Source organism: Sulfitobacter sp. M39 (assembly GCF_021735935.1).
Taxonomy (GTDB): Bacteria; Pseudomonadota; Alphaproteobacteria; order Rhodobacterales; family Rhodobacteraceae; genus Sulfitobacter.
Genome location: NZ_WMDZ01000001.1, coordinates 454,075 through 475,453 on the forward strand (window position 1 = coordinate 454,075; position 21,379 = coordinate 475,453).

The 21,379-nt window shown below is 62.3% G+C and carries 22 protein-coding genes; 13 read left to right on the forward strand and 9 right to left on the reverse strand.

All coding sequences use genetic code 11. The features are described 5' to 3' along the window. Positions 1 to 50: 50 nt before the first annotated feature. Positions 51 to 503, reverse strand: a complete 453-nt coding sequence (locus tag GLP43_RS02130; protein ID WP_237278015.1) for a hypothetical protein — start codon at positions 501 to 503, stop codon at positions 51 to 53. A gap of 172 nt (positions 504 to 675) precedes the next feature. On the opposite strand from GLP43_RS02130, the gene GLP43_RS02135 reads away from it, so the two are divergent. The 4 genes from GLP43_RS02135 to GLP43_RS02150 all read left to right on the forward strand — a co-directional run bounded on the left by GLP43_RS02135 (position 676) and on the right by GLP43_RS02150 (position 5,082). Next, positions 676 to 1,623, forward strand: coding sequence for an ABC transporter permease (locus GLP43_RS02135; RefSeq protein ID WP_237278016.1), 948 nt, complete (start codon positions 676 to 678; stop codon positions 1,621 to 1,623). Continuing rightward, positions 1,620 to 2,435 (forward strand): ABC transporter permease, encoded by an 816-nt coding sequence (locus GLP43_RS02140; protein ID WP_037942493.1) that lies wholly within the window; start codon positions 1,620 to 1,622, stop codon positions 2,433 to 2,435. Before GLP43_RS02135 ends, GLP43_RS02140 begins: the two co-directional genes overlap by 4 nt. Then, positions 2,432 to 4,018 (forward strand): ABC transporter ATP-binding protein, encoded by a 1,587-nt coding sequence (locus GLP43_RS02145; protein WP_237278017.1) that lies wholly within the window; start codon positions 2,432 to 2,434, stop codon positions 4,016 to 4,018. Before GLP43_RS02140 ends, GLP43_RS02145 begins: the two co-directional genes overlap by 4 nt. A 68-nt stretch (positions 4,019 to 4,086) precedes the next feature. Then, positions 4,087 to 5,082 (forward strand): P1 family peptidase, encoded by a 996-nt coding sequence (locus GLP43_RS02150; protein ID WP_237278018.1) that lies wholly within the window; start codon positions 4,087 to 4,089, stop codon positions 5,080 to 5,082. Positions 5,083 to 5,145: 63 nt separating this feature from the next. Here the strand turns inward: GLP43_RS02150 and GLP43_RS02155 are convergent, their stop codons facing one another. The 4 genes from GLP43_RS02155 to GLP43_RS02170 form a co-directional block, all read right to left on the reverse strand. Continuing rightward, positions 5,146 to 5,628 carry a c-type cytochrome gene (locus GLP43_RS02155; protein ID WP_237278019.1) on the reverse strand — a complete coding sequence of 161 codons (483 nt, stop codon included), beginning with the start codon at positions 5,626 to 5,628 and terminating at the stop codon, positions 5,146 to 5,148. Between the two features lie 90 nt (positions 5,629 to 5,718). Beyond that, positions 5,719 to 6,423, reverse strand: a complete 705-nt coding sequence (locus tag GLP43_RS02160; RefSeq protein WP_237278020.1) for a fumarylacetoacetate hydrolase family protein — start codon at positions 6,421 to 6,423, stop codon at positions 5,719 to 5,721. Between the two features lie 159 nt (positions 6,424 to 6,582). Continuing rightward, a complete protein-coding gene (locus tag GLP43_RS02165) occupies positions 6,583 to 8,094 on the reverse strand; it encodes a heme biosynthesis protein HemY (RefSeq protein ID WP_237278021.1) in 1,512 nt (503 codons plus the stop codon). Positions 8,095 to 8,106: 12 nt separating this feature from the next. Further along, entirely contained in the window at positions 8,107 to 9,006 is a 900-nt protein-coding gene (locus GLP43_RS02170) for a COG4223 family protein (protein WP_237278022.1), read from the reverse strand. Between GLP43_RS02170 and GLP43_RS02175 the strand changes: the two genes are divergently transcribed. Beyond that, positions 8,987 to 9,718, forward strand: a complete 732-nt coding sequence (locus GLP43_RS02175; RefSeq protein WP_237278023.1) for a hypothetical protein — start codon at positions 8,987 to 8,989, stop codon at positions 9,716 to 9,718. The two genes, GLP43_RS02170 and GLP43_RS02175, sit on opposite strands and share 20 nt — an antisense overlap. Here the strand turns inward: GLP43_RS02175 and GLP43_RS02180 are convergent. Continuing rightward, positions 9,710 to 10,411, reverse strand: coding sequence for a uroporphyrinogen-III synthase (locus GLP43_RS02180; RefSeq protein WP_237278024.1), 702 nt, complete (start codon positions 10,409 to 10,411; stop codon positions 9,710 to 9,712). The genes GLP43_RS02175 and GLP43_RS02180 overlap by 9 nt on opposite strands. A gap of 80 nt (positions 10,412 to 10,491) precedes the next feature. On the opposite strand from GLP43_RS02180, the gene tsaD reads away from it, so the two are divergent. The 4 genes from tsaD to GLP43_RS02200 are packed head-to-tail and all read left to right on the forward strand — an operon-like array spanning position 10,492 to position 13,220. Next, positions 10,492 to 11,577, forward strand: coding sequence for a tRNA (adenosine(37)-N6)-threonylcarbamoyltransferase complex transferase subunit TsaD (gene tsaD, locus GLP43_RS02185; protein ID WP_237278025.1), 1,086 nt, complete (start codon positions 10,492 to 10,494; stop codon positions 11,575 to 11,577). Then, positions 11,574 to 12,527 (forward strand): NAD(P)H-dependent glycerol-3-phosphate dehydrogenase, encoded by a 954-nt coding sequence (locus GLP43_RS02190; RefSeq protein WP_237278026.1) that lies wholly within the window; start codon positions 11,574 to 11,576, stop codon positions 12,525 to 12,527. Before tsaD ends, GLP43_RS02190 begins: the two co-directional genes overlap by 4 nt. 1 nt (position 12,528) lies before the next feature. Beyond that, positions 12,529 to 12,801 carry a YciI family protein gene (locus tag GLP43_RS02195; protein ID WP_005850688.1) on the forward strand — a complete coding sequence of 91 codons (273 nt, stop codon included), beginning with the start codon at positions 12,529 to 12,531 and terminating at the stop codon, positions 12,799 to 12,801. After that, a complete protein-coding gene (locus GLP43_RS02200) occupies positions 12,801 to 13,220 on the forward strand; it encodes an EVE domain-containing protein (RefSeq protein ID WP_237278027.1) in 420 nt (139 codons plus the stop codon). The genes GLP43_RS02195 and GLP43_RS02200 overlap by 1 nt, the downstream gene beginning before the upstream one ends. Before the next feature lie 73 nt (positions 13,221 to 13,293). Here GLP43_RS02200 and GLP43_RS02205 read toward each other — a convergent pair whose 3' ends face one another. Further along, positions 13,294 to 13,635 carry a DUF2853 family protein gene (locus tag GLP43_RS02205; RefSeq protein ID WP_005850691.1) on the reverse strand — a complete coding sequence of 114 codons (342 nt, stop codon included), beginning with the start codon at positions 13,633 to 13,635 and terminating at the stop codon, positions 13,294 to 13,296. A 187-nt stretch (positions 13,636 to 13,822) separates the two neighbouring features. On the opposite strand from GLP43_RS02205, the gene GLP43_RS02210 reads away from it, so the two are divergent. Beyond that, positions 13,823 to 15,172: a cytochrome-c peroxidase gene (locus tag GLP43_RS02210; RefSeq protein WP_237279905.1), complete on the forward strand. Its 1,350-nt coding sequence runs from the start codon at positions 13,823 to 13,825 to the stop codon at positions 15,170 to 15,172. On the opposite strand, the gene GLP43_RS02215 is transcribed toward GLP43_RS02210, so the two are convergent. Together GLP43_RS02215 and GLP43_RS02220 are read right to left on the reverse strand one after the other, a co-directional pair. Further along, the gene (locus GLP43_RS02215; protein ID WP_237279906.1) at positions 15,173 to 16,672 is read right to left on the reverse strand and encodes a CRTAC1 family protein; all 1,500 of its coding nucleotides are present in this window, start codon (positions 16,670 to 16,672) and stop codon (positions 15,173 to 15,175) included. Positions 16,673 to 16,683: 11 nt separating this feature from the next. Then, positions 16,684 to 17,910, reverse strand: a complete 1,227-nt coding sequence (locus GLP43_RS02220) for an ROK family protein (protein WP_237279907.1) — start codon at positions 17,908 to 17,910, stop codon at positions 16,684 to 16,686. 262 nt (positions 17,911 to 18,172) lie between these two features. Between GLP43_RS02220 and xylF the strand changes: the two genes are divergently transcribed. The 3 genes from xylF (at position 18,173) to GLP43_RS02235 (ending at position 21,373) form a co-directional block, all read left to right on the forward strand. Then, positions 18,173 to 19,195 (forward strand): D-xylose ABC transporter substrate-binding protein, encoded by a 1,023-nt coding sequence (xylF, locus tag GLP43_RS02225; RefSeq protein WP_037942471.1) that lies wholly within the window; start codon positions 18,173 to 18,175, stop codon positions 19,193 to 19,195. Positions 19,196 to 19,313: 118 nt separating this feature from the next. Then, positions 19,314 to 20,633, forward strand: a complete 1,320-nt coding sequence (locus tag GLP43_RS02230) for a sugar ABC transporter permease (protein WP_237278028.1) — start codon at positions 19,314 to 19,316, stop codon at positions 20,631 to 20,633. Continuing rightward, positions 20,630 to 21,373, forward strand: coding sequence for an ATP-binding cassette domain-containing protein (locus tag GLP43_RS02235; RefSeq protein WP_237278029.1), 744 nt, complete (start codon positions 20,630 to 20,632; stop codon positions 21,371 to 21,373). The genes GLP43_RS02230 and GLP43_RS02235 overlap by 4 nt, the downstream gene beginning before the upstream one ends. The last annotated feature ends 6 nt before the right edge of the window (positions 21,374 to 21,379 follow it).

A 21,379-nucleotide genomic window follows, 5' to 3' on the forward strand; every position in this document is an offset into this window, starting at 1 on the left:
AAGGCGGGCGCATCTCTGCACCCGCCCGCAAAACCCTGAAGGGTTAAGTCTTATTTGTCGCCTGGCAGACCAGCAGCGGCCTCACCAACTGTGGCGTCAAGGTTCTGGTTACATACAACCATGAACTGTTCCATCGCGGCTTCGTCCATAGGTTCTGCCGTCATGTTGGATTCAGCAGTGTTACCACCGGTGTCTTCAACCGCTTTCAGGTCACCTTCCAGCGAGCCTTCTTCAGCTTCGTCGTTAGTTGCTTCAGCCGCTGTTACAGTTGTGGTGGTGGTTGCATCGCCAGTGTCACGGCCGGAGTCGCCCATCGAGCCACCGTTGTCGCCGTCGTCGATCTCTGCGATCGCAGCGGACGCCACCATCATCTGGTCGTCTTTCGACAGCTCGTTAAATTCGGCGCATGTCATCGAAGGGTCTGCATGTGCTGCAGCGAATGCTGGCGCGGATACGGTACCCATAAGGGCGGCGATAGCGAGTGTTTTAAATGTATTGGTCATCGTTAATCTCCTAGTTTTTTGTTTCTGCATACCCAACCCCGTGCAGCGCGAATTGGTTCCTCTGTCACAAAACTAATCGCTTCACCAAAAAGAGAGCGACGGGTAAGCCGTTCGCCTTAAAAAGGTTTTTCTGCGCTGGACGCTGTTGGATTGCGCGCCTACTTTCGGCCCCATGATCCGGTACACGCTCAAACGTTTGCTTTCGCTCTGTATCAGCCTGGCTGTTGCGTCGCTGGTGATCTTTACCGTTATCGAAGTTGCCCCCGGTGACCCGGCCTCTTTTATGCTGGGGATGAATGCGCAGCCTGAAACGCTTGCTGCTTTGCGCAGTGAACTTGGGCTCGATGCATCGAAACCGGTGCGCTATCTGGCTTGGGTCGGCGGGCTGCTGCAGGGGGATTTCGGCACCTCCTATACCTACCGCACCCCCGTGTCCGAGATGATCGCCGCGCGGCTTTGGGTGTCCCTGCCGCTGGCGTTGTATGCGCTTGGGCTGTCTACGCTGATCGCCTTTCCCGCGGGGATCTATGCGGCGGCGCGACGCGGCAAGGCGGGGGATGTGGGGGTCATGGGGGCCACACAGCTGGGGGTCGCTGTGCCCAATTTCTGGTTCGCGATGATCCTTGTTCTGATATTCGCCATCAACCTGCGCTGGTTCGCCGCCGGGGGTTTTGTCGGCTGGGATCAAGGCGTGCTGACGGGGCTGCATGCCCTGACCCTGCCCGCCATTGCGCTGGCCCTGCCCCAGGCGGCCATTCTGGCGCGGGTCATGCGGTCTGCGCTGCTGGATGTCTTGGGCGAAGACTATATGCGCAGCGCCCGCGCCAAAGGGCTGACCGAAAGACAAGCGCTGTGGCGGCACGGGCTGCGCAATGCGCTGATCCCGGTGCTGACGATCATCGGGCTGCAATTTTCGTTCCTGCTGGCGGGGTCAATCATCATCGAACAGGTGTTCTATCTGCCGGGGCTGGGGCGGCTGGTGTTTCAGTCGATCTCGGCGCGGGATCTGATCGTGGTGGAGTCCGTCGTCATGCTGCTGGTCTTCTCTGTCATTGTGGTCAACTTCCTTGTGGATCTGGCCTATGCGGCGGTTGACCCGCGTCTGAGGGCGCGCGCATGAACCGGAACCTGATCCTTGGCGCGCTGCTGACCTCGGTCTTTCTGCTGTCCGCGCTTGTGTCCTTTGTCTGGACGCCGTTTTCCCATACGGCGATGGATATCCCGAACAAGCTGCAAGGGGTCGGCGGCGCGCATCTGCTGGGCACCGATCACTTTGGCCGCGATATCCTGAGCATGATCATGGTCGGCGCGCGCACCTCTATCGCCGTGGCGCTGGTGGCGGTGGGCATCGGCATGGGCCTTGGCGTGCCGCTCGGCCTTTGGGCCGCGGCCAAACGCGGGTCGCTGGTGGACGAGATCATCATGCGCGGCAATGATCTGGTCTTTGCCTTCCCCTCGCTGGTGATCGCAATCCTGATCACGGCGATCTTCGGGGCCAGCGCGGTGAACGCGATCATCGCCATCGGCATCTTCAACATTCCCGTCTTTGCGCGCATCACCCGCGGCGCGGCGCTCAGCCTGTGGGAGCGTGAGTTCATCCTTGCCGCGCGGGTCGCTGGTAAATCGGCGGCGCGGATCTCGGTCGAACATATCTTGCCCAATGTGACCAATCTGTTGATCGTGCAGGGGACGATCCAGTTCAGCCTCGGCATTCTGGCCGAGGCAGGGCTGTCCTATGTCGGGCTGGGCGCGCAGCCGCCGACGCCATCCTGGGGCCGGATGCTGGCAGATGCGCAAACCATGGTCAGCATCGCGCCGCATATGGCGCTGGTGCCGGGGTTCGCGATCATCCTGACGGTGCTGGGGCTGAACCTGATGGGCGACGGGCTGCGCGATGCGCTGGACCCACGGTTGCGGGTGCGCCGGATATGAGCCTGCTCAGCATTACCAACCTGTCGGTGGCGATCCACCGGTTTAATATCCTGCAGGGCGTGACCCTCTGTGTCGACGCCGGAGAGATCGTGGCCGTCACCGGCGAAAGCGGGTCGGGCAAATCCATGACCGCGCTGGCGGCGATGCAGCTGCTGCCCAAGGGGACGCAGGCGCGCGGTCATATCATGCTGGGCGATCAAGACCTGCTGGCCCTGCCCGAAGCCGAGCTTTGCGCGATCCGCGGCAATGACATCGGCATGGTGTTTCAGGAACCGATGACGGCGCTGAACCCGGTGCAAACCATCGGCCATCAAGTGGCGGAAACCATCCGTATCCATGACAAAACCGTGTCACGCCAGGCCGCGGCCCGCCAAGCCGCCGAGACGCTGGGACGGGTCGGCCTGCCAAATGACCGCTTTCCCCTGTCCCGCTACCCGCACGAGCTGTCGGGCGGGCAACGCCAACGAGTAGTCATCGCCATGGCCATTGCCCTGCGGCCGCGATTGCTGATCGCCGATGAACCGACCACCGCGCTGGATGTCACGACGCAAGCGCAGATCCTTGATCTGCTGAAATCGCTGGCGCGGGACGACGGGATGGGGCTGCTGATGATCACCCATGATCTGGCGGTGGTCGCCGATATGGCCGACCGAATCATCGTCATGCGCAAGGGCGAGATCGTTGAACAGGGGCACACACAGGCCCTGCTGCAAACCATGCGCCACCCCTATACGCGGATGCTGTTTGCCGCCTCGACCCATGCGGTCACCTTGCCTGCCGCCCCGCCGCCGCAACCGCTGCTGAAAGTGGAAAACGTCAGCCGCGACTACGCGCTGCCGCGCAAGACGTTCTTTGGCAAACCGGGTCGATTTCGCGCCGTCGACAGCGTGTCCTTCACCCTGCAACGGGGGGAGCGCCTTGGCCTCGTGGGCGAAAGCGGCTGCGGGAAATCGACCCTGACACGGGCGCTTTTGGGTCTGGAACCGGTGCAATCCGGCAGCATCACGCTGGACGGCACCCCAGTCTATAGCGGCAGCAAACCCGATCTTGACGTACGGCGCAAAATGCAGGTGGTGTTCCAAGATCCCTTCGGCAGCTTCAACCCGCGCCACCGCGTGGACCGGCTGATCACCGAACCGTTCCACCTGCTGCCCGACCCGCCCAAGGGCCGCGCCCGCAGCGATGCCATCGCCGATGCGCTGACCGCCGTGGGGCTGTCGCCGGACGATGCGACCAAATACATCCACGAATTTTCAGGCGGGCAGCGCCAGCGCATTGCCATCGCCCGCGCCCTGATCATCCGCCCCGACCTCATCCTCTTTGACGAGGCCGTGAGCGCGCTCGACGTCTCAGTTCGGGCGCAGATCCTTGATCTGCTGGCAGAGCTTTGCAGCGCCTATGACCTGACCTATCTCTTTATCTCCCATGATCTGTCGGTGGTGCGCACGGTCACGGATCGGGTGCTGGTGATGAAATCGGGGCAGATCGTTGAACAAGGTGCCACCGCCGACGTCTTTGATCGCCCGCAACACCCGTACACGCAAAAGCTCCTCGCCGCCGCGCCGCGTTTGCCGGATCTGTGATGCCCCTGCTTCATTTTGCCAAATAAACTCCCCGCGGCGCGTCCCGCACCAACCAAAGGCCCTGCCCTATGAAACCCGGACCCAGAAACCTGATCACCGATGTGCCCGGCCTTCGGGTGGGAAACGCGCAGGACGATGCGCTGAAATCCGGCACGACGGTGCTGCTGGCGGATGACCCCTTTACCGCCTCTGTCCATGTGATGGGCGGTGCCCCCGGCACGCGCGAGACGGATTTGCTGGCCCCCGATAAATCGGTCGCCGCAGTGGATGCGCTGGTACTGTCGGGCGGGTCGGCCTACGGGCTGGATGCCTGTTCGGGCGTGGTGGACGGGCTGCGCGCGGCGGGTCGCGGGTTTCGGCTGGGCGATGCCACAATCCCGCTGGTGCCGGGGGCGATCCTGTTTGACCTGCTGAACGGCGGGGACAAGACCTGGGCAGAAAACCCCTACCGCGCTTTGGGCCGTGCCGCCTATGACGCCGCGGCTGAAGATTTCACGCTCGGCACCATCGGCGCGGGCACCGGCGCGCTGAGCGCGATGGTGAAAGGCGGGCTCGGGTCCGCGTCACTGCAATTGCCGGATGGGACAATGGTCGGCGCATTGGTCGCGGCCAATCCCGTGGGGGCCGTCACCACGCCGGGTGACCGTCATTTCTACGCCGCCCCGTTTGAGGTGGATGCAGAGTTCGGCGGCATGGGCCCGGACCCGGCGACGGGGCTGGGGATGACGCTGGAAAGTCGCAAGATGGCGTCGATGTCCCCGCGCGAGAATACGACGATCGCGATTGTCGCGACGAATGCGACCCTGACAAAGGCGCAATGCCAGCGGATGTCCGTTGCGGCCCATGACGGAATCGGGCGGGCCACGGTGCCTGCGCACACCCCCTATGACGGTGATCTGGTCTTTGGCCTGAGCACCGGCGCGCATGAGGTTGCCGAGGGCATTCTGCCGCTGATCGGCCATGCCGCGTCACTGTGTCTGGCGCGGGCGATTGCGCGGGCAGCCTATCACGCGACACCAGCGGCGGGCGATCTGCTGCCCTGCTGGTGTGATCTGAACAGCTGACCCGCATAAAAAAGCCCGCGTCCCCATCTGGAAACGCGGGCCAATCTGTCTGGTTAGAGCCGCTTATTCGGTTTTCTCGGCCTCTGCATCGTCGGGCATGGGCGCGTCTGCCGCGGCCTCGGCTTCGGGAGAGAACGTCGCGAGATAGGCCGCAACATCTTCGCCGCCTTTGCGCATTCTGAACGACATTTTCGAACGGGCTTTCTTGTCATCCAATGTGGTGCGCAGGAAATCGGTGGGGTTTTGCAGGTATTCGGCCAGATTGACTTCGTCCCAGACCAGACCGGCTTCACCGGCGGCGACCAGATCATCGCCATAGCGATAGTCTTCGACGGTGCCCGCTTGCTTGCCGATGATACCGTAAAGGTTCGGACCGACCTTGCCGCCCCGCTGGAAGGTTTCGCCCGCGTCGTCCACGATCATGTGGCAGGCTTTGCATTTGCCGAACTGCTTTTCGCCGGCTTCTGCGTCACCCATGCTATGGCTGTCTGCCAGGGCCGGAACCGCGATCACGGTGGCCAGTAGAGCGCTATAGAAATGTTTCATTGCGATTTCCCATATGTATGAATCGTCTTGTAACCTAGGCGGCACGCCCGCGAATTCAACGGGCGCTTTGTCGCGGGGCGATGCCGGGGTTCAGGCGCGAGGGCCTATTGTGACCTCAAGCGTCGCGATCCCGTCAACGCCGCCGGTCACGACATCCCTTTCCACAAGGGCTGCGACACCCGCCGGTGTGCCCGTCATGATGATATCCCCCGGCGCCAGCGCCATAGATTGCGACAAGATCGCCACATGTTCGCGTACCGACCAGATCAGATCGGCCAGATCGGCGTCCTGCCGCACCTCGCCGTTCACGGCAAGCCAGATGCGCCCCTGTTCCACAGACGGCACATCGGCGATGGGTTTCAGCGCGGCAATCGGCGCGGAGTTGTCGAACGCCTTGCCCCAATCCCATGGCCGACCGGCCTTCTTCGCCTCTGCCTGCAGGTCACGGCGGGTCAGGTCGATCCCGACCGAAGCCCCCCAGACGTGATCCATCACGTCGGCTTCCGCGATGTTGCGCCCGCCTTTGCCGATGGCGATCACCAACTCGATCTCGTGGTGCAGGTCCTCTGTCTGAGGCGGATAGGGGATGGTGCAAGGCGTATCCAGCGCCGCATCGGCGGGTTTGGTGAAAAAGAACGGTGCCTCACGCGTCGGATCTTTGCCCATCTCGCGGGCGTGGGCCTCGTAGTTGCGACCCACGCAGAAGATGCGGCGCATGGGAAAGCGGGCGTCGGTGCCCTGCACAGCCAGACTGGCCTGCGGCGCGGGGGGGAATACAAAATCATCAGCGGGCATGGGGCATATCCTTTGCAATAGGTGTGTCACAGACATACGCCCCTGCGGCAGTGCCGTCATCCGGTAAGACACAAAAATGCAGGCTAGACATAAGCTGCAACGCAAAAGGCCGACACAATACGTGCCGGCCTTTGTTTTCGTTCACCTTTGGGCTCTGCGCTATTTCTCGGGCTGGGTCGCTGGTTTTTCAACCGGATCGACGGTGCCTGCGGGGGTGTCGTCGATCAGCTCTGCATCCTCGATATCGGCGCGGGTGGCGACAGGCGGCTTGGCATCCGCGCCCGAGTTATCCTCTAGTGCGCCGACGATCAGCGGCAGCATCTGCACACCACCGGGCATGGCGACTTCGGACATGGGCGGGGTTTTCCACGCCAGCGTATCGAAGCTGTGGCAGTTTTCGCAGATCGGCTTCCAGCTCGCATGGATATGTTGGCAGTTCTCGCAAATCCACTGAGGGCCGCGCGATACGGTCAGCGCCCGTGCCAGCCAGCCTTTGACGATGGTATCCGAGGCCCCCTCGCCCCGTTCGATGGCCGCCATCAAGGTGACCGAACGTGCGGTCGGGTCGGTTTCAACCAGATCCCCCAAGGACCGGCGCGCTTGCGGGAAATCTTCGGCGGCGATGTTCAGCTCTGCCAGCAGCATCTTGGTCTCGGGGTGGTCCGGCTGCACGCGGGTCAGCGTGGTAAACCGCTTGAGCCGCTCTTTCGGGGTCTCGTCCGGCTGGATCGCGGCGAAGGCACCGGCCAGATCGGGGTGCGGCTGCACGTCCCACGCTTTCTTCAGCACGCGGGCCGCATATTTCGGTTTTCCTTGATCGATATAACCATGCGCAGCCATCACGGCTGCGGGGATCAGATCGGGGGACAGGCGGTTCGCCTCGATCGCGGCCTCGCGGGCTTCGATGCTGTTGCCTTCGGCAATGACATCTTTCGCCTCGGACAGGGCGAGCACGGCATCACGCCGTTTATGCACATCGCGCGGCATCTGGCCGTTCTTGAGCTTGGTGTTCAGCGTTTGGCGCGCACCGGCCCAATCTTCTTTCTCGGCCTGTAGTTTCAGCAGCACATCACCAGTTTCGGCATGTTTCGGTTTGATGGCAAAAGCTTTCTCGGCCAGCTTCAGCGCGGTTTCCGTGTCGCCTTCGGCCAGCTTCTGTTTCATGATCCCGCGCACACCGACAAAGCGGGTGCTTTCATTGGTCACCAGCTTGCGATAGGTTTCTTCTGCCTTGCGACGGTCGCCCGCCATTTCCGCAGCCTGCGCGATCAGCAGGTTGGTCAGATCGGGACGTTCAAGGTATTTATCCGCCTTTGCGGCCTTGGCCATCGCCAGACGCCCTTCGCCGCTGGCCAGCGCCATAAGCCCTTCGGAGAGCGCCTCGTAGCCTTTGCGTTCGCGGTTGCGGTCAAAATAGCGCGACAGCGCCGTTTCGTCGCCGTTCAGGAAATGCCAGACCGCCACCAGCAGCGCAAAGATCTTGAGCATGATCCAGACCGCGACAACCAGCAGGACCACGGCGATAACGGATTGCAGCGGGCCAAAGCTGTATTCGGTGCCCATCACGGTGACCTGCAACCCGCCCGAGCTTTCCAGCAAGAACGATGCGCCCCAAGTGATGGCGGCAATCACCGCAACGAACACAACGATCTTAATCAGTGACCAAAGCATAAATCAGGTTCCTCAGTTCGCCGTCAGGCGTTGTGTCAATGTCTGTACGGCGTCTTGGGCATCCTGGCGCGCTTGCGCATCAGAGAGCCATTCGGACAGGGGCTCTTGGGCTTCGGGCGGGAGGGCTTTCACCTCTGCCAGCGCATCGGCCAGACGCCCGTCGCGCATTGCGGCTTCGGCGCGGGACAGGATCGCGTCGGGGTCATCCCCGTCACGCGGCGCAACCGACCGCGCACCCAACTGCTGCTTGAAGAAGCCGCCAATGCCGCCCCCGTCCACCTCGGGCGAGGCCGCACGTGCCGCTGCAAGCGATGCCCGTGCCGCATCGGGGAAACGGTCCTGAAGATTGGCAGCGGTGACAACGCCCGTCGCCGCCGTGTCGGCAAGGGCCGGCGGGACATCCTGAATACCATTGGCTTGCAGATCGGCGATCTCTGCCTCGAAGGGCTGGCCGGTTGTGACGGCAGATACGATCCGGCCCAAGGCGGATTGCAGCGTCGCGGCCTGTGCGGCTTGCGCCGTCGCTTCCTCTACGCTGAGCGCATTGTCGAGCAGACGTTGAATCTCGTCGCGCTGTGTCTCGACCGAGGATTGCAGCGCCGCCAGTTCCTCTTCAAAGGCTGACGTATCGACGGGGGCCGGTGCCTCGGTCGCGGGGCGGTTGCCCAGATCATCCACACGGGTGGCAAGCTCGGCTACCAGCGCCTGAACCTCTTGCAGGGCGGCATCGTCGGAGGGCGCGGGGGCCGGGTCTGTCTCTTCCAGCGCCTTGATCCGTGCCTCTTGCGCGGCGATCGTGTCGCTCAGGCTAGATTGCGAGGTGTCCGCAGGGCGCAGGCCGGCCTGTTCCAGCAAATCATATTCCGCCACGGCAAAGCCGATCCCGCCCGCAATGATCCCGCCGAACAGCATCGGCCAAAAGACACTACCGCGCTTTTCAGGCTCTGCCACGGGGGTGGCGGGGGGCGGCGTTTTGGGCGGCGTGGCCGGTTTCGCCGTCGTGGTCGATGCGGTTGACGTCGCGGTCTTTGACGCGGGCGATGCCGGTTTATCAGAGGCCGTGTCCGGCTTTACATCTTTCGCGTCGGGCTTTGCATCGGATTTCGCGTCGCTCGGCTTCGTCTCGGGTTTGGCAGACGTCGAGGCGGTCGCGGTGGTCGCGGGTGAAGCTGCCTTGGCCGCTGTATCACTGCCCCCCGTTTTCACAGCGGGTGTCGTTGCCTCTTTGGCGTCGCTTGCTTTCGCGGCGGTCGATGCGGTGTCGGTGGTTTTCACGCCTTCAGGTTTGGCACTCGCTTTGTCATCGCTGGATTTACCCGTCGCGGTTTTGTCGGCGCTCGCCGCGCTTGCAGCGGATGTCTTGGCCGCAGGCTTGGGCTTGGCCGTTGATGGCTTCGCCGTTGTCCCAGCCGGTTTTGTCGCGGTGGACGATCCGGTTTTCTTGGCTGTGGTCTTCGGCTTGGCGGCGGCAGCAGACGCCCTTGATGTCGAAGATGTCTTCGGGGTGTCGTCACCTGAACTGGGTGTTTTCGCTTTCGCCACGCTTAAAAACCTTTCCGATTCTGACCTGATATCAGACGTATTGCACAACCTTAGACGGCATCTAGGTCGACCTTCAAGCTAACCTGTTCCAATCCACCGCAGTTTCAAGCGTAAAACGCAGTGACGTGGCGGTTGGTTCAGGGGCGATGAGTATCTGCTGAACCACTGTGCGGTCCAGCGCCTCGGCCACGGCGGGGCTCAGGGCGATGATGGTGGACCGTTGCAAGTCATGTGCCTGATCAGCGAATTGCGCGGCGGTGCGCGGAGAAAACAGCGGCACGATCGACGGGCCATCTGCCAGCGCGGCTTGGGCGTCGCGCGTCAGGGGCAGCGCCTGCTGGTCATAAAGCGCCACAGCGCGTGTCGGCAGACCGCCCTGCGTTAACCGTTCGGCAATATCCCCGCGCTGGTGCGTGCCGCGCAGATGCAGCAAGGGCGCCGCGGGGTGATGTGCCTTGATCATCGAGAGCAAACGTGCCGCATCGGGGGCGTGAAACGCGACCTGCCAGCCCTTGGCCGCAGCCGCCTGCGCCGTCGCCTCGCCCACACAATAGGCCGGCAGGGTGCCCCCCTTCGGGCCATGCGCCACCCCATTGGCCGAGGTAAAGATCACCCCGCCGATGCCGCCCAGATCAACAGGCGCTGCGGTCGGTAGAATTCGCAGCAAAGGGCTGGTCACCACCCGCACCCGCGACAGCAGCGCAGCCGGCAGGCTGGCCGCAAACGCCGCGCAGGCGGGCGCAGGGCGGGTCAGGATCAACGCTGGTTTTGTCATCTGACGCTTGGGCCCCAAGGATTGTTCCACCTGCCCCAAGGTGTTACTTGGCCCCTGTCACCCTTGCAACGGAAACAGCCATGTTACTTCTTGGATTGGAAAGCAGCTGCGATGATACCGCCGCCGCGCTGGTGCGTCAGCTGCCGGGGCAACGCGCCCAAGTGCTGTCCTCCGTCGTTGTGGGGCAGACCGAGATTCATGCCTCTTTCGGCGGTGTTGTCCCCGAGATCGCAGCCCGCGCCCACGCAGAAAAGCTGGACCTTTGCGTCGAAAAGGCACTGGCCGAGGCGACGCTGACCTTGGCGGATGTTGACGGTTTCGCCGTGACCGCGGGACCGGGGCTGATCGGTGGCGTGCTGTCGGGGGTGATGTGCGCCAAGGGGCTGTCTGCCGCGACGGGCAAGCCGATGTATGGCGTGAACCATCTGGCGGGCCACGCCCTGACGCCACGACTGACCGATGATGTGCCCTATCCCTATTTGATGTTGCTGGTGTCCGGCGGGCATTGCCAGTTCCTGCTGGTGCATGGGCCGGACCGGTTTGAGCGCTTGGGCGGCACCATCGACGACGCGCCGGGCGAGGCTTTTGACAAGGTAGCGCGCCTGATCTCTTTGCCGCAACCGGGGGGCCCCGCGATTGAGCAAGCCGCCAAGGCGGGCGATCCGAAGCGTTTTGCCCTGCCGCGCCCGCTGCTGGACCGACCCGATTGCGACATGTCCTTTTCGGGGTTGAAAACGGCGGTGCTGCGCACGCGGGACAAGGTGATCGACGAAAAAGGCGGGTTGAGCGTTCAGGATCAGGCCGATCTGGCTGCCGGTTTCCAGGCTGCCGTTACCGATGTACTGGCCGAAAAGACCCGCCGCGCCTTGCGGAAATATTTGGATCACGCACCTGCTGTGCGCAGCCTTTGTGTTGCGGGTGGTGTGGCCGCGAACAAGGCAATAGGCCGCGGATTAGAGACTGTTGCCGCCGAAGTAGACTGCGCCTTTATCGCGCCGCCGCTGTCGCTGTGCACCGATAATGCCGCGATGATCGCCTTTGCCGCGATTGAGCAAAGCCATCTGCGCGCGCCCGATGATCTGACCCTGTCGGCCCGCCCGCGTTGGCCGCTGGACACAAGCCAGCCCGCCATGTTGGGCAGCGGCAAAAAAGGAGCGAAAGCATGAGCATTGCCGTTCTGGGAGCCGGTGCCTTTGGCACTGCGTTGGCGATCTCTTTGGCGGGTAAGGGCGCGGTGACGCTATGGGCGCGGGATGCGCAGGGCATGGGGCAAAGCCGCGAAAACACCGCTCGCCTGCCCGGTTGCCCACTGCCCGAGGGCCTGTTCGTGACCGAGGATCTGGCAGAGGCCGCCAAGGCGCAGACATTGCTCGCCGCTGTTCCGATGCAAAAACTGCGCGGGTTTCTGCATGATAACGCTGCCGCATTGGACGGCAAGGCAATCGTCGCCTGTTGCAAGGGGATCGAGCTGAACACCGGCCTTGGCCCTGTCGCCGTGATCCGCGAGGTGCTGCCCAATGCGACCGCCGCGATCCTCACGGGGCCAAGCTTTGCCGCGGATATTGCGCGGGGTCTTCCCACGGCGCTGACCCTTGCCTGCGCCGATAAAACCACCTGCGCGACCCTACAACAGAGCCTAACAACGGCAAACCTGCGTCTTTACCGCACCTCTGATACCGTGGGTGCGGAATTGGGGGGCGCGCTGAAAAACGTTGTGGCCATCGCTTGCGGTGCGGCGATCGGGGCGGGTCTGGGCGAAAGCGCGCGGGCTGCCGTGATGACCCGCGGCTTCGCCGAAATGCAGCGGCTCGCCGCGCATCACCACGCGGATCCGGTGACCTTGGCGGGCCTGTCCGGTTTTGGCGATCTGACGCTGACCTGCACCTCGACCCAATCGCGGAACTACCGGCTGGGTCTGGCCCTGGGCCGGGGGGAGCCCTTTGACAGCGCCACCACCGTCGAAGGTGCCGCCACCGCGCGGGCGGTCGATGCGCTGGCCCATGACAACGGGCTGGATCTGCCGATCACCGCCGCCGTTGCAGGTCTGGTCGAGAACCGCTTAGATGTAGCAAGCGCGATGAAAGCGCTTTTGACCCGCCCTTTAAAGGAAGAATAACATGCTGGTTGCCCTTATTGCCAAAGACAAAGCTGGCGCGCTTTCCGTGCGTCAGGAAAACCGCCCCGCCCATGTGGAGTATCTGAAATCCACGGGCGTCGTTGCTCAGGCCGGTCCGCTGCTGGATGATGCCGGCGATATGATCGGGTCTTTGGTCATTCTGGATGTCGCCGACAAGGCCGCGGCGCAAGATTGGGCTGACAATGACCCCTATGCCAAGGCCGGGTTGTTTGCCGATGTGCAGCTGATCCCGTGGAACCGGGTGATCGGGTAATGGCCTACTGGCTGTTCAAATCCGAACCCTCGACCTGGGGCTGGCCGGATCAGGTCGCCAAGGGGGACACGGGCGAGGAATGGGACGGCGTGCGCAACTATCAGGCGCGCAACTTCATGCGAGAGATGGCGGTTGGCGATCTGGGGTTCTTCTACCATTCGCAGGGGGAGCGCGCGATTGTCGGCATTGTCGAGATCTGCGCCGCCGCGCATCCCGATAGCTCGACCGATGATGCACGCTGGGAATGTGTCGATGTCAAAGCCGTGCGCCGGTTTGAAAAACCGGTGACGCTGGACGATATCAAGGCCGATGGCCGGTTCGATGATATGCCGCTGGTCAAAAGCCCGCGTCTGTCCGTGCAGCCCGTCACACCAGACCAATGGAGCGCGATCTGCGCCCTTGGAAACACCAAACCCTAGAGCCTACTACACGGTTTAGACATGAAAACGCCCGCTGAACCAAGCGGGCGTTTTCAGTTCGACAGGGACAGATTTACGCGTAAACGGATTCTTTGCCGAAGTGTTTGGTCAGCATATAGTAGACCACCGCGCGGTATTTGTTCCGCTCGGATTTGCCGTAGGTCTCTACGGCTTTGTGGATACCGTCCATCAACTCGGGGCTATCCGAGAGACCGAGCTTTTTGATGAGGAAGTTGTTCTTGACCAGCTCAAGCTCGCTTTCCTGCGACGCGGCGATGGTCTGCGCGTCAGCGTTATAGATCGACGGACCGCAGCCGATGGTCACTTTCGTCAGCAGGTCCATATCTGGCGTCATGCCGCATTTCGTTTGCAGATCGTCGGCATACTTCGCGATCCATTCATCTCTTTTGCCCATTCGTGGTCTCCAACCGTTGATTTGACCGATGTTTCCGGCCTTGTTTCAGACCCTAAAGCGGTTTTGACGCGCGCAAAAGAAATTTTTCCCGCCTGCGTTTGTCTGTGCGGTTTTCGGCACGTCTTGATTGCGGATCGCCCCGCGTCAAACGCTTGTACCGAAGCGGTTTTTCCGCAAAACTAAGATGATGAAGACCGCCCTCGCCACCGCTTTCGCCCTTTGTCTTGCTCCGCCTCTTGGCGTTGCGGGACCGCTGCCCGATCCCGTTGATCCGGCCAGCTTTGCGCCCGTTGATCTGGAAGAGGCGATCCTCGGGCAATTGCTGTTTTACGATCCGATCCTCTCGGGCAACCGCAATATCGCCTGCGCCACCTGTCACCACCCTGATTTTGCCACGAGCGATGGCGTGTCGCTGGGTCTGGGCGAAGGTGGGGTCGGGCTGGGGCTGGAACGGCGCGGCGATCCTGACAACATGCCGCCCCACCGCATCCCGCGCAATTCACCTGCCTTGTTCAATCTGGGTGCCAAGGAATTCACCGTGCTGTTCCACGATGGCCGGATCGAGGTTGACGCCGAGATGCCGTCCGGTTTCCGCACGCCGCTGGACGACGATATGCTTGACGGATTTGCGTCTTTGCTGTCGGCCCAAACCATGTTCCCCGTGCTGAGCCCCGACGAGATGGCCGGCCAGAATATGGAGAATGACGTTGCCAAAGCCGTACGTCAGGGTCTGATCACGGCGCAGGGCGGGGCGTGGGATATTCTGGCGCGACGGGTGGCGGGTCTGCCCGACTACGCGCAGCGGTTCCAAACGGTCTATGATCATATCACCACGCCCGACGACATCGAATTTACAGATATTTCAAACGCTATTGCCGTGTTTGTGGCCCATGAATGGCGGTCAGACAGCTCTGCCTTTGATGCCTATCTGCGCGATCCGTCAGCCCCGTTGGACGCCGATGCGCAAAAGGGCATGGCGCTGTTTTATGGCGAGGCGGGCTGTAGCGCCTGCCACGCAGGCGCGTTCCAGACCGACCATAGTTTCCACGCGATGGGGGCACCGCAGCTTGGCCCCGGCAAGGCGGCCGCGTTTGAAACCCACACCCGCGATACGGGGCGCATGGGTGTGACCGGCAATGGGGCCGATGCCTATGCCTTTCGCACGCCGTCCCTGCGCAATGTGATGCAGACCGGCCCTTGGGGGCATGCAGGCGGACACAGCCAGATAGAGAAGTTCTTGCGCGATCATATGGACCCCGCCCGCGCGGCAAAACGCTTTGCCCCCGGCGCGGCTGACAGAAACGGGGTGCGCCTGCCGCCGCTGGACGGGGATGACTGGCGCGAGATGGACGACCCCGCCGCCCGCGATGCCATCACCCAAGCCGCGATGATCCGCGCGCCCAAAGGGCTGAATCCCGGTGATATCGCCTCGTTAGTGTCTTTCTTGCGCAGTCTGGATGACCCGCAGGCGCTGTCGGGACGCTTGGGTATCCCTGACACGGTGCCAAGCGGTCTGGCCGTGGGCGGTGCGCCCTGATCAATCGGGCTGTGTCACCGTGATCTGATCGCCTGCTGTCATGTGCATGGGGTCGCTTTGCGTGCCATCGGGCCAGCGGACCTGCACCGTTGCTTCTGCCGCGTCGCCGATGCCGAAATGCAGCGGTGCCAGCACCGCCCCCGCATGACCGCCGCCCAGGGTGACTTGCTGGCTTTGCACAGCGTCGCCCACCGTCACGATCACCCGCGCGCCCACGGCAAAGCGATTGCCGCCCGCGCCCCGCACCGCAATGCGCACAAAGCGGCCTGCCTCGGGCGTCACATTGCGATACATACGCATCGGCGCGCGCCGGTTCACCACGGCAAGATCCAGCAGCCCGTCGCCGTCAAAATCCGCCAGGGCCGCCCCCCGTGACCGCGCGATATCTGCCACACCTGCGGTGTCGCCAACCTCGGTAAAGCGGCCATCCTCCCCTTGGATCAACAGGTTATTCGGATCGCGCATCGCCATGCCGGGCATCTGGTCGACATTGCCCTTGGCGATAAACAGATCGGCGCGGCCATCGTTGTTCACATCGGCGAAATTGGCGTGCCATCCGGTAGACGGGCGGCCATCGCCGGGCACATAGGGGCGCTGCGCATAGGTGCCGATGTCATAGGGCGCGCCGCGATAGCTCCCGTCGGCTTGCGCCACCTGCATCAGCTGGTCCCCCATAGAGGTGAGCATCAGCTCGTCTCGTTGGTCGCCGGTCAGGTCACGGCTGGCGATCCCCATCCCCCAAAGCGAGACTTTGACCCAGCCGTCCGCTTCGGTCAGGAACCGCTGTTCGGCGATATCCCACATCTGCTCGGCCCCGCCGGAGACGTAATAGTGTCTATCATTGGAGATTCGCAGCGATCTCAGCCCACGCGCATCCTCTGCGGCAAGCATCGACAGGGCGCAATACCCCGGCGACAGCTCTTGCGCGGTGTAGCGGAGGGAGGTGCCTTGAGTGGGCCTGAGCAGCGTGTTGGTATCACAGGCGCCAAACGGTCCGTCGGGATTGGCGCGGTCAACATAATGGCCGACAGCAAGCGTGGGAAAGGATGCGCCATCCTCCCACCAGGCGGTGAAGGCGGTGGTCCATTGATCGGTTTGCGGGATGCCCCATGCCTCTGTCACATCGGTGAACTGGCACGCCGCGCCGCCCTGAAGTACGCGGTCCGGCCCGACGCGCATGACATATAGATCAAGCAGCCCGTCACCGTTCATATCGACAGGATAGGCCCCCGTGGCCCCCGTAATCTCGGGGTCGATCACAGCCCGTTCAAAGGCGATTTTCCCCGTGTCAGAGACGTTTTTGAGCAGCAATAGCGGCGCGGTGCCGCCTGCGGCTACCAGATCGGGCAGCCCGTCGCCCGAACAGTCGAACGCCGACACACCGCCGCCGACAAAATGTTCCCACCCGCCGGTATAATGATGGTCGGGCAGGCCCGCGCTGATGTCCTGAAACAACGGATCGGCATGGGCAGCAGAGGTAAAGACACAGGCTGCCGCCATCAAACGATGGATCACGCAGCATTCTCCCCCAGCAGGGCGTCGGTCACATCGGACAGGGCCAGTGCGGCGGCCCCTTTCGCCCAGACGGACCCGCCCCAAGCGTGGATATCGACAGGGGTCGGCGCGCGACCTGCGGGTAGGATCATAGAGTTCATCTCGCTTAGTACATCGTCAACGTTCAGATAGTCATAGCGCATCCGTGCCCCGCTGAGAATGATCCGTTCGGGGTCAAACAACTGCACGATATTGGCAAGCCCGACGCTCAGGAACCGTCCGGCGCGATTGAAGATCGCGAGCGCGGCCTCGTTGCCTGCGTTCGCTTCGTCATACAGGGTTTCGATCATCGACACGGCAGAGCTTTCGGCGCGCGGGTCCCGTTCAAACGCGGTACCTGCCTCGCGGATAATGGCGTAATCGGCGACATAGGCCTCAAGACAGCCGCGCTGCCCGCAACGGCACAGGGCACCGTCCAGCTGCACCTTGGTGTGCCCCAGCTCCATCCCCGGGCCAAGGGCGCCGCGAAACAGCCGGTTGTTCAGAACCAGCCCCATGCCGACGCCGCGTTCAATGGTCACCACGGCAAAGTTGGAAATCCCCCGACCGGCCCCGAACCACAGTTCGGCCAACGTCAGCAGGTTGGTGTCGTTGTCCAAGGACACCGGCAGCCCCAGCGTTTTCGACAGCAGATCGCGCAGCGGCATATCCGTGTCCAGCATCACCGGCGACCATTTCACGATCCCGAGGCTCGCATCCACCAGCCCGGGCAGGCCTATTCCCACGGCGCTGATGTCGGACATCACGCGCCCCGATTTCTGCAACAGCCTGTCCATGAGCGAGCTGACTTCGGTCAACATATCCTCGGTAGACTGACGCAGCGACGCACTGGCGACATGGGCCTCTGCGATGATCGTACCCGCAAGGTCCAGCAAAACCGCGGTATGGCGTTCGTCCGACAGCTTCATGCCCACGACGAAACGGCTTTGCGGTGCGACCCGCAGGGCAATGGGCGGGCGGCCACGGCTGGGGCCGCGCTGGCTGTCCTCTACCTCTTGCAGCAGACCGCGCGCGATCAGATCAGAGGTGATGGTGGTCACCGACCCGGGGCTAATGTTGAGCTTGCGCGCCACATCCATGCGCGGCATCTGCCCGTTCGCGCGGACCTGTTCAAACACCTGTTGGCGCAGCGGGCGTGTATCATCCTGCGGCAAGGCCAGCAGCGGGCCACAGCCTGAAGACACAAGTTTTGACCCCTCCGACCCAAGGTCGCGAATTAGTTCGCTCGCCAAACTTTATCCTCCCGATGTATTTTGAAATTCCCCTGCAACAGGTTAATCCCTCTGTCTCCCATAGGAAATAAGCCGTGTTTTGCCGATCTGTGTCAAATTCTTTGTGTCATAATGTAAAATTTATTTTGACAACTGAATTAAAGTGCGCAACCTCATACTACGACGTCACCGATGCCACCAAGGACATCGGATCATTTCATCTGGGAGGAAAGAAATGCGTAAACTCTTTATGGCAGCGGCCGTCGCCACTGCTGGCTTCACTCAGACCGCAGCAGCCGAGGATATCACCGTCGGCGTGAGCTGGTCGAACTTCCAAGAAGAGCGCTGGAAAACAGACGAGGCCGCAATCAAGGCCGCGCTGGACGCTGCCGGTGCGAAATATGTCAGCGCCGATGCGCAATCGTCGTCGGCCAAGCAGTTGTCAGATGTGGAAAGCCTGATCGCCCAAGGCGTTGATGCGCTGATCATCCTTGCCCAAGACAGCCAGGCCATCGGCCCCGCAATCACCGCAGCCGCGGACGAAGGTATTCCGGTAGTAGGCTATGACCGCCTGATCGAAGACCCCCGCGCCTTTTACCTGACCTTCGACAACGTCGAGGTGGGCCGTATGCAAGCGCGTGCCGTGCTAGAAGCGATGCCAAAGGGCAACTATGTGATGATCAAGGGCTCGCCCACGGATCCGAACGCCGACTTCCTGCGCGGCGGCCAGCAAGAAGTGCTGCAATCCGCGATTGATGCAGGCGATATCACCATCGTTGCCGAAGCCTATACCGACGGCTGGCTGCCCGCCAACGCACAGCGCAACATGGAGCAGATCCTGACCGCGCAAGACAACAATGTTGATGCGGTTGTTGCGTCGAACGACGGGACAGCAGGCGGTGCCGTTGCCGCGCTGACCGCGCAAGGCATGGAAGGCACGCCCGTGTCCGGCCAGGACGGCGACCACGCGGCGCTGAACCGTGTTGCCAAGGGCACGCAGACCGTCAGCGTCTGGAAAGACGCCCGTGATCTGGGCAAGAACGCCGCCGAAATCGCTGTTGCCCTTGCCGGCGGCACCGAGATGGCAGACGTGGACGGCGCGCAGGAATGGACATCCCCTGCGGGCACAGCCTTGTCGGCCAAGTTTCTGGCCCCCGTGCCTGTCACCATCGACAACCTGAACGCGGTTCTGGACGCTGGCTGGATTTCGAAAGAAGCCCTGTGCCAGGGCGTGACAGACGTCGCGGCCTGTAACTAAGACCAAAACGCACACCCCGCCCCCTGATGCGGGGTGTGCCACCCGTTTGCTTCAGCCCGGCTGCCGCGCTTTGCGGCCCCGCTGATTGACATTGCGACCCAATCCGGAAGCCAATCACATGACAGATACGACCACCGAAACCGGGGCAGATGTACATCCGTCGCCGACAGCGCCCAAGCGCTCTTTTCTTAGCCAGCTCGAAATCGATACCCGTCTGTTAGGGATGATCGGTGCGTTCATTCTGGTCTGCCTCGTGTTCAACGTGCTGACCGACGGGCGCTTTCTGACGCCGCGCAATATTTTCAACCTTACGATCCAGACGGTCAGCGTTGCCATTATGGCGACCGGTATGGTCTTCGTGATCGTGACTCGTCACATCGACCTGTCTGTCGGTGCGATGCTGGCCACCTGCTCTGCCGCGATGGCGATGACCCAGACCGATATCCTGCCGCGTATGCTGGGCATGGGGCTGGGGCATCCGATGATCCCGTGGATCGCCATCGTCGTCGGCCTGCTGTTTGGCACCATCATCGGCGCGTTTCAGGGCTGGCTGATCGGGTTCCTCACGATTCCTGCCTTTATCGTGACCTTGGGCGGGCTGCTGATCTGGCGCAACGTGGCGTGGTATATGACTGACGGCCAGACCATCGGGCCGCTGGATGAAACCTTCCGCAAGTTCGGCGGGATCAACGGTACCTTGGGCGAGACATGGTCTTGGGTCGTCGGGCTAATCGCCGTGGTTCTGGCGCTTTGGGCGCTGTGGTCATCGCGCCGCAACAAGGTCACCCACGGGTTTCACGTGAAACCGTTTTGGGCCGAGGTGCTGGTCGGTCTGATCATCGCCGTGGGCATTCTGGGCTTTGTCGCGATCCTGAACGCCTACGAGGTTCCGACCGCGCGTCTGATGCGCGAATTCAAGGCCCGTGGCGATGTGATGCCCGAAGGCTATACCGCGTCGTACGGTATCCCCTATTCGGTGCTGCTGCTGATCGCGCTGGCGATTGGCATGACCGTGATGGCAAAACGCACGCGGCTGGGGCGCTATATCTTTGCCACGGGCGGTAACCCCGACGCGGCAGAGCTGTCGGGCATCAACACCCGCCTGCTGACGGTCAAGGTCTTTGCCCTGATGGGGGCCTTGGTGGCGCTGTCCGCGGTTGTTGCCTCTGCCCGTTTGACCAACCACTCGAACGACATCGGCACCTTGGACGAACTGCGTGTTATCGCGGCGGCTGTCATCGGCGGCACGGCTCTGGCAGGCGGTATAGGGACAATCCACGGGGCCATTCTGGGTGCCTTGATCATGCAATCGCTGCAATCGGGCATGGCTATGGTGGGCGTTGACGCACCGCTGCAAAACATCGTCGTCGGTGCGGTTCTTGTCTTCGCCGTCTGGATCGACATCGTCTATCGCCGCCGTATGGGAGGGAAATCATGACACCGCTTGTAGAGCTCAAGAATATCTCGCTGTCCTTCGGGGGGGTGCGTGCCGTCGATAACGTGTCGCTGGACCTGTATCCGGGCGAGGTCGTCGGCCTGTTGGGGCACAATGGCGCGGGGAAATCCACGCTGATCAAGATCCTTGCCGGTGCCTATCAGATGGACGAGGGCGAAATCTGGATCGAGGGCAAGAAAGCCAGCATCCATTCGCCCCGTGACGCCCGCCGCCACAACATCGAAACCATCTACCAGACACTGGCGCTGGCCGATAACCTTGATGCGCCCAGCAACCTGTTTCTGGGGCGCGAGCTAACCAATAAACTCGGCCTCGTGGATGACGCGCGGATGGAGGCAGAGACCCGCAAGATCATGGCGCGGCTCAACCCCAATTTTAAGAAGATAAGTGAGCCTGTTTCAGCGCTTTCGGGCGGTCAGCGGCAATCGGTTGCGATTGCCCGCGCGGTCTATTTCAACGCCAAGATCCTGATCATGGACGAACCGACCGCCGCCCTTGGGGTGCATGAAAGCAAGATGGTTGCCGATCTGATCAAAGAACTGAAGGCCCAAGGGCTTGGCATCTTCCTGATCAGCCACGACACCCGCGAGATGCTGGATCTGTGCGACCGTGTGTCGGTGATGAAAAACGGCGCGCTGATCGGCACCGAGAAGGTGGGCGACGTGACCGAGGATGACATCCTGAGCATGATCATCATGGGCAAGGCGCGCGACGCCGCATAGGTGCTG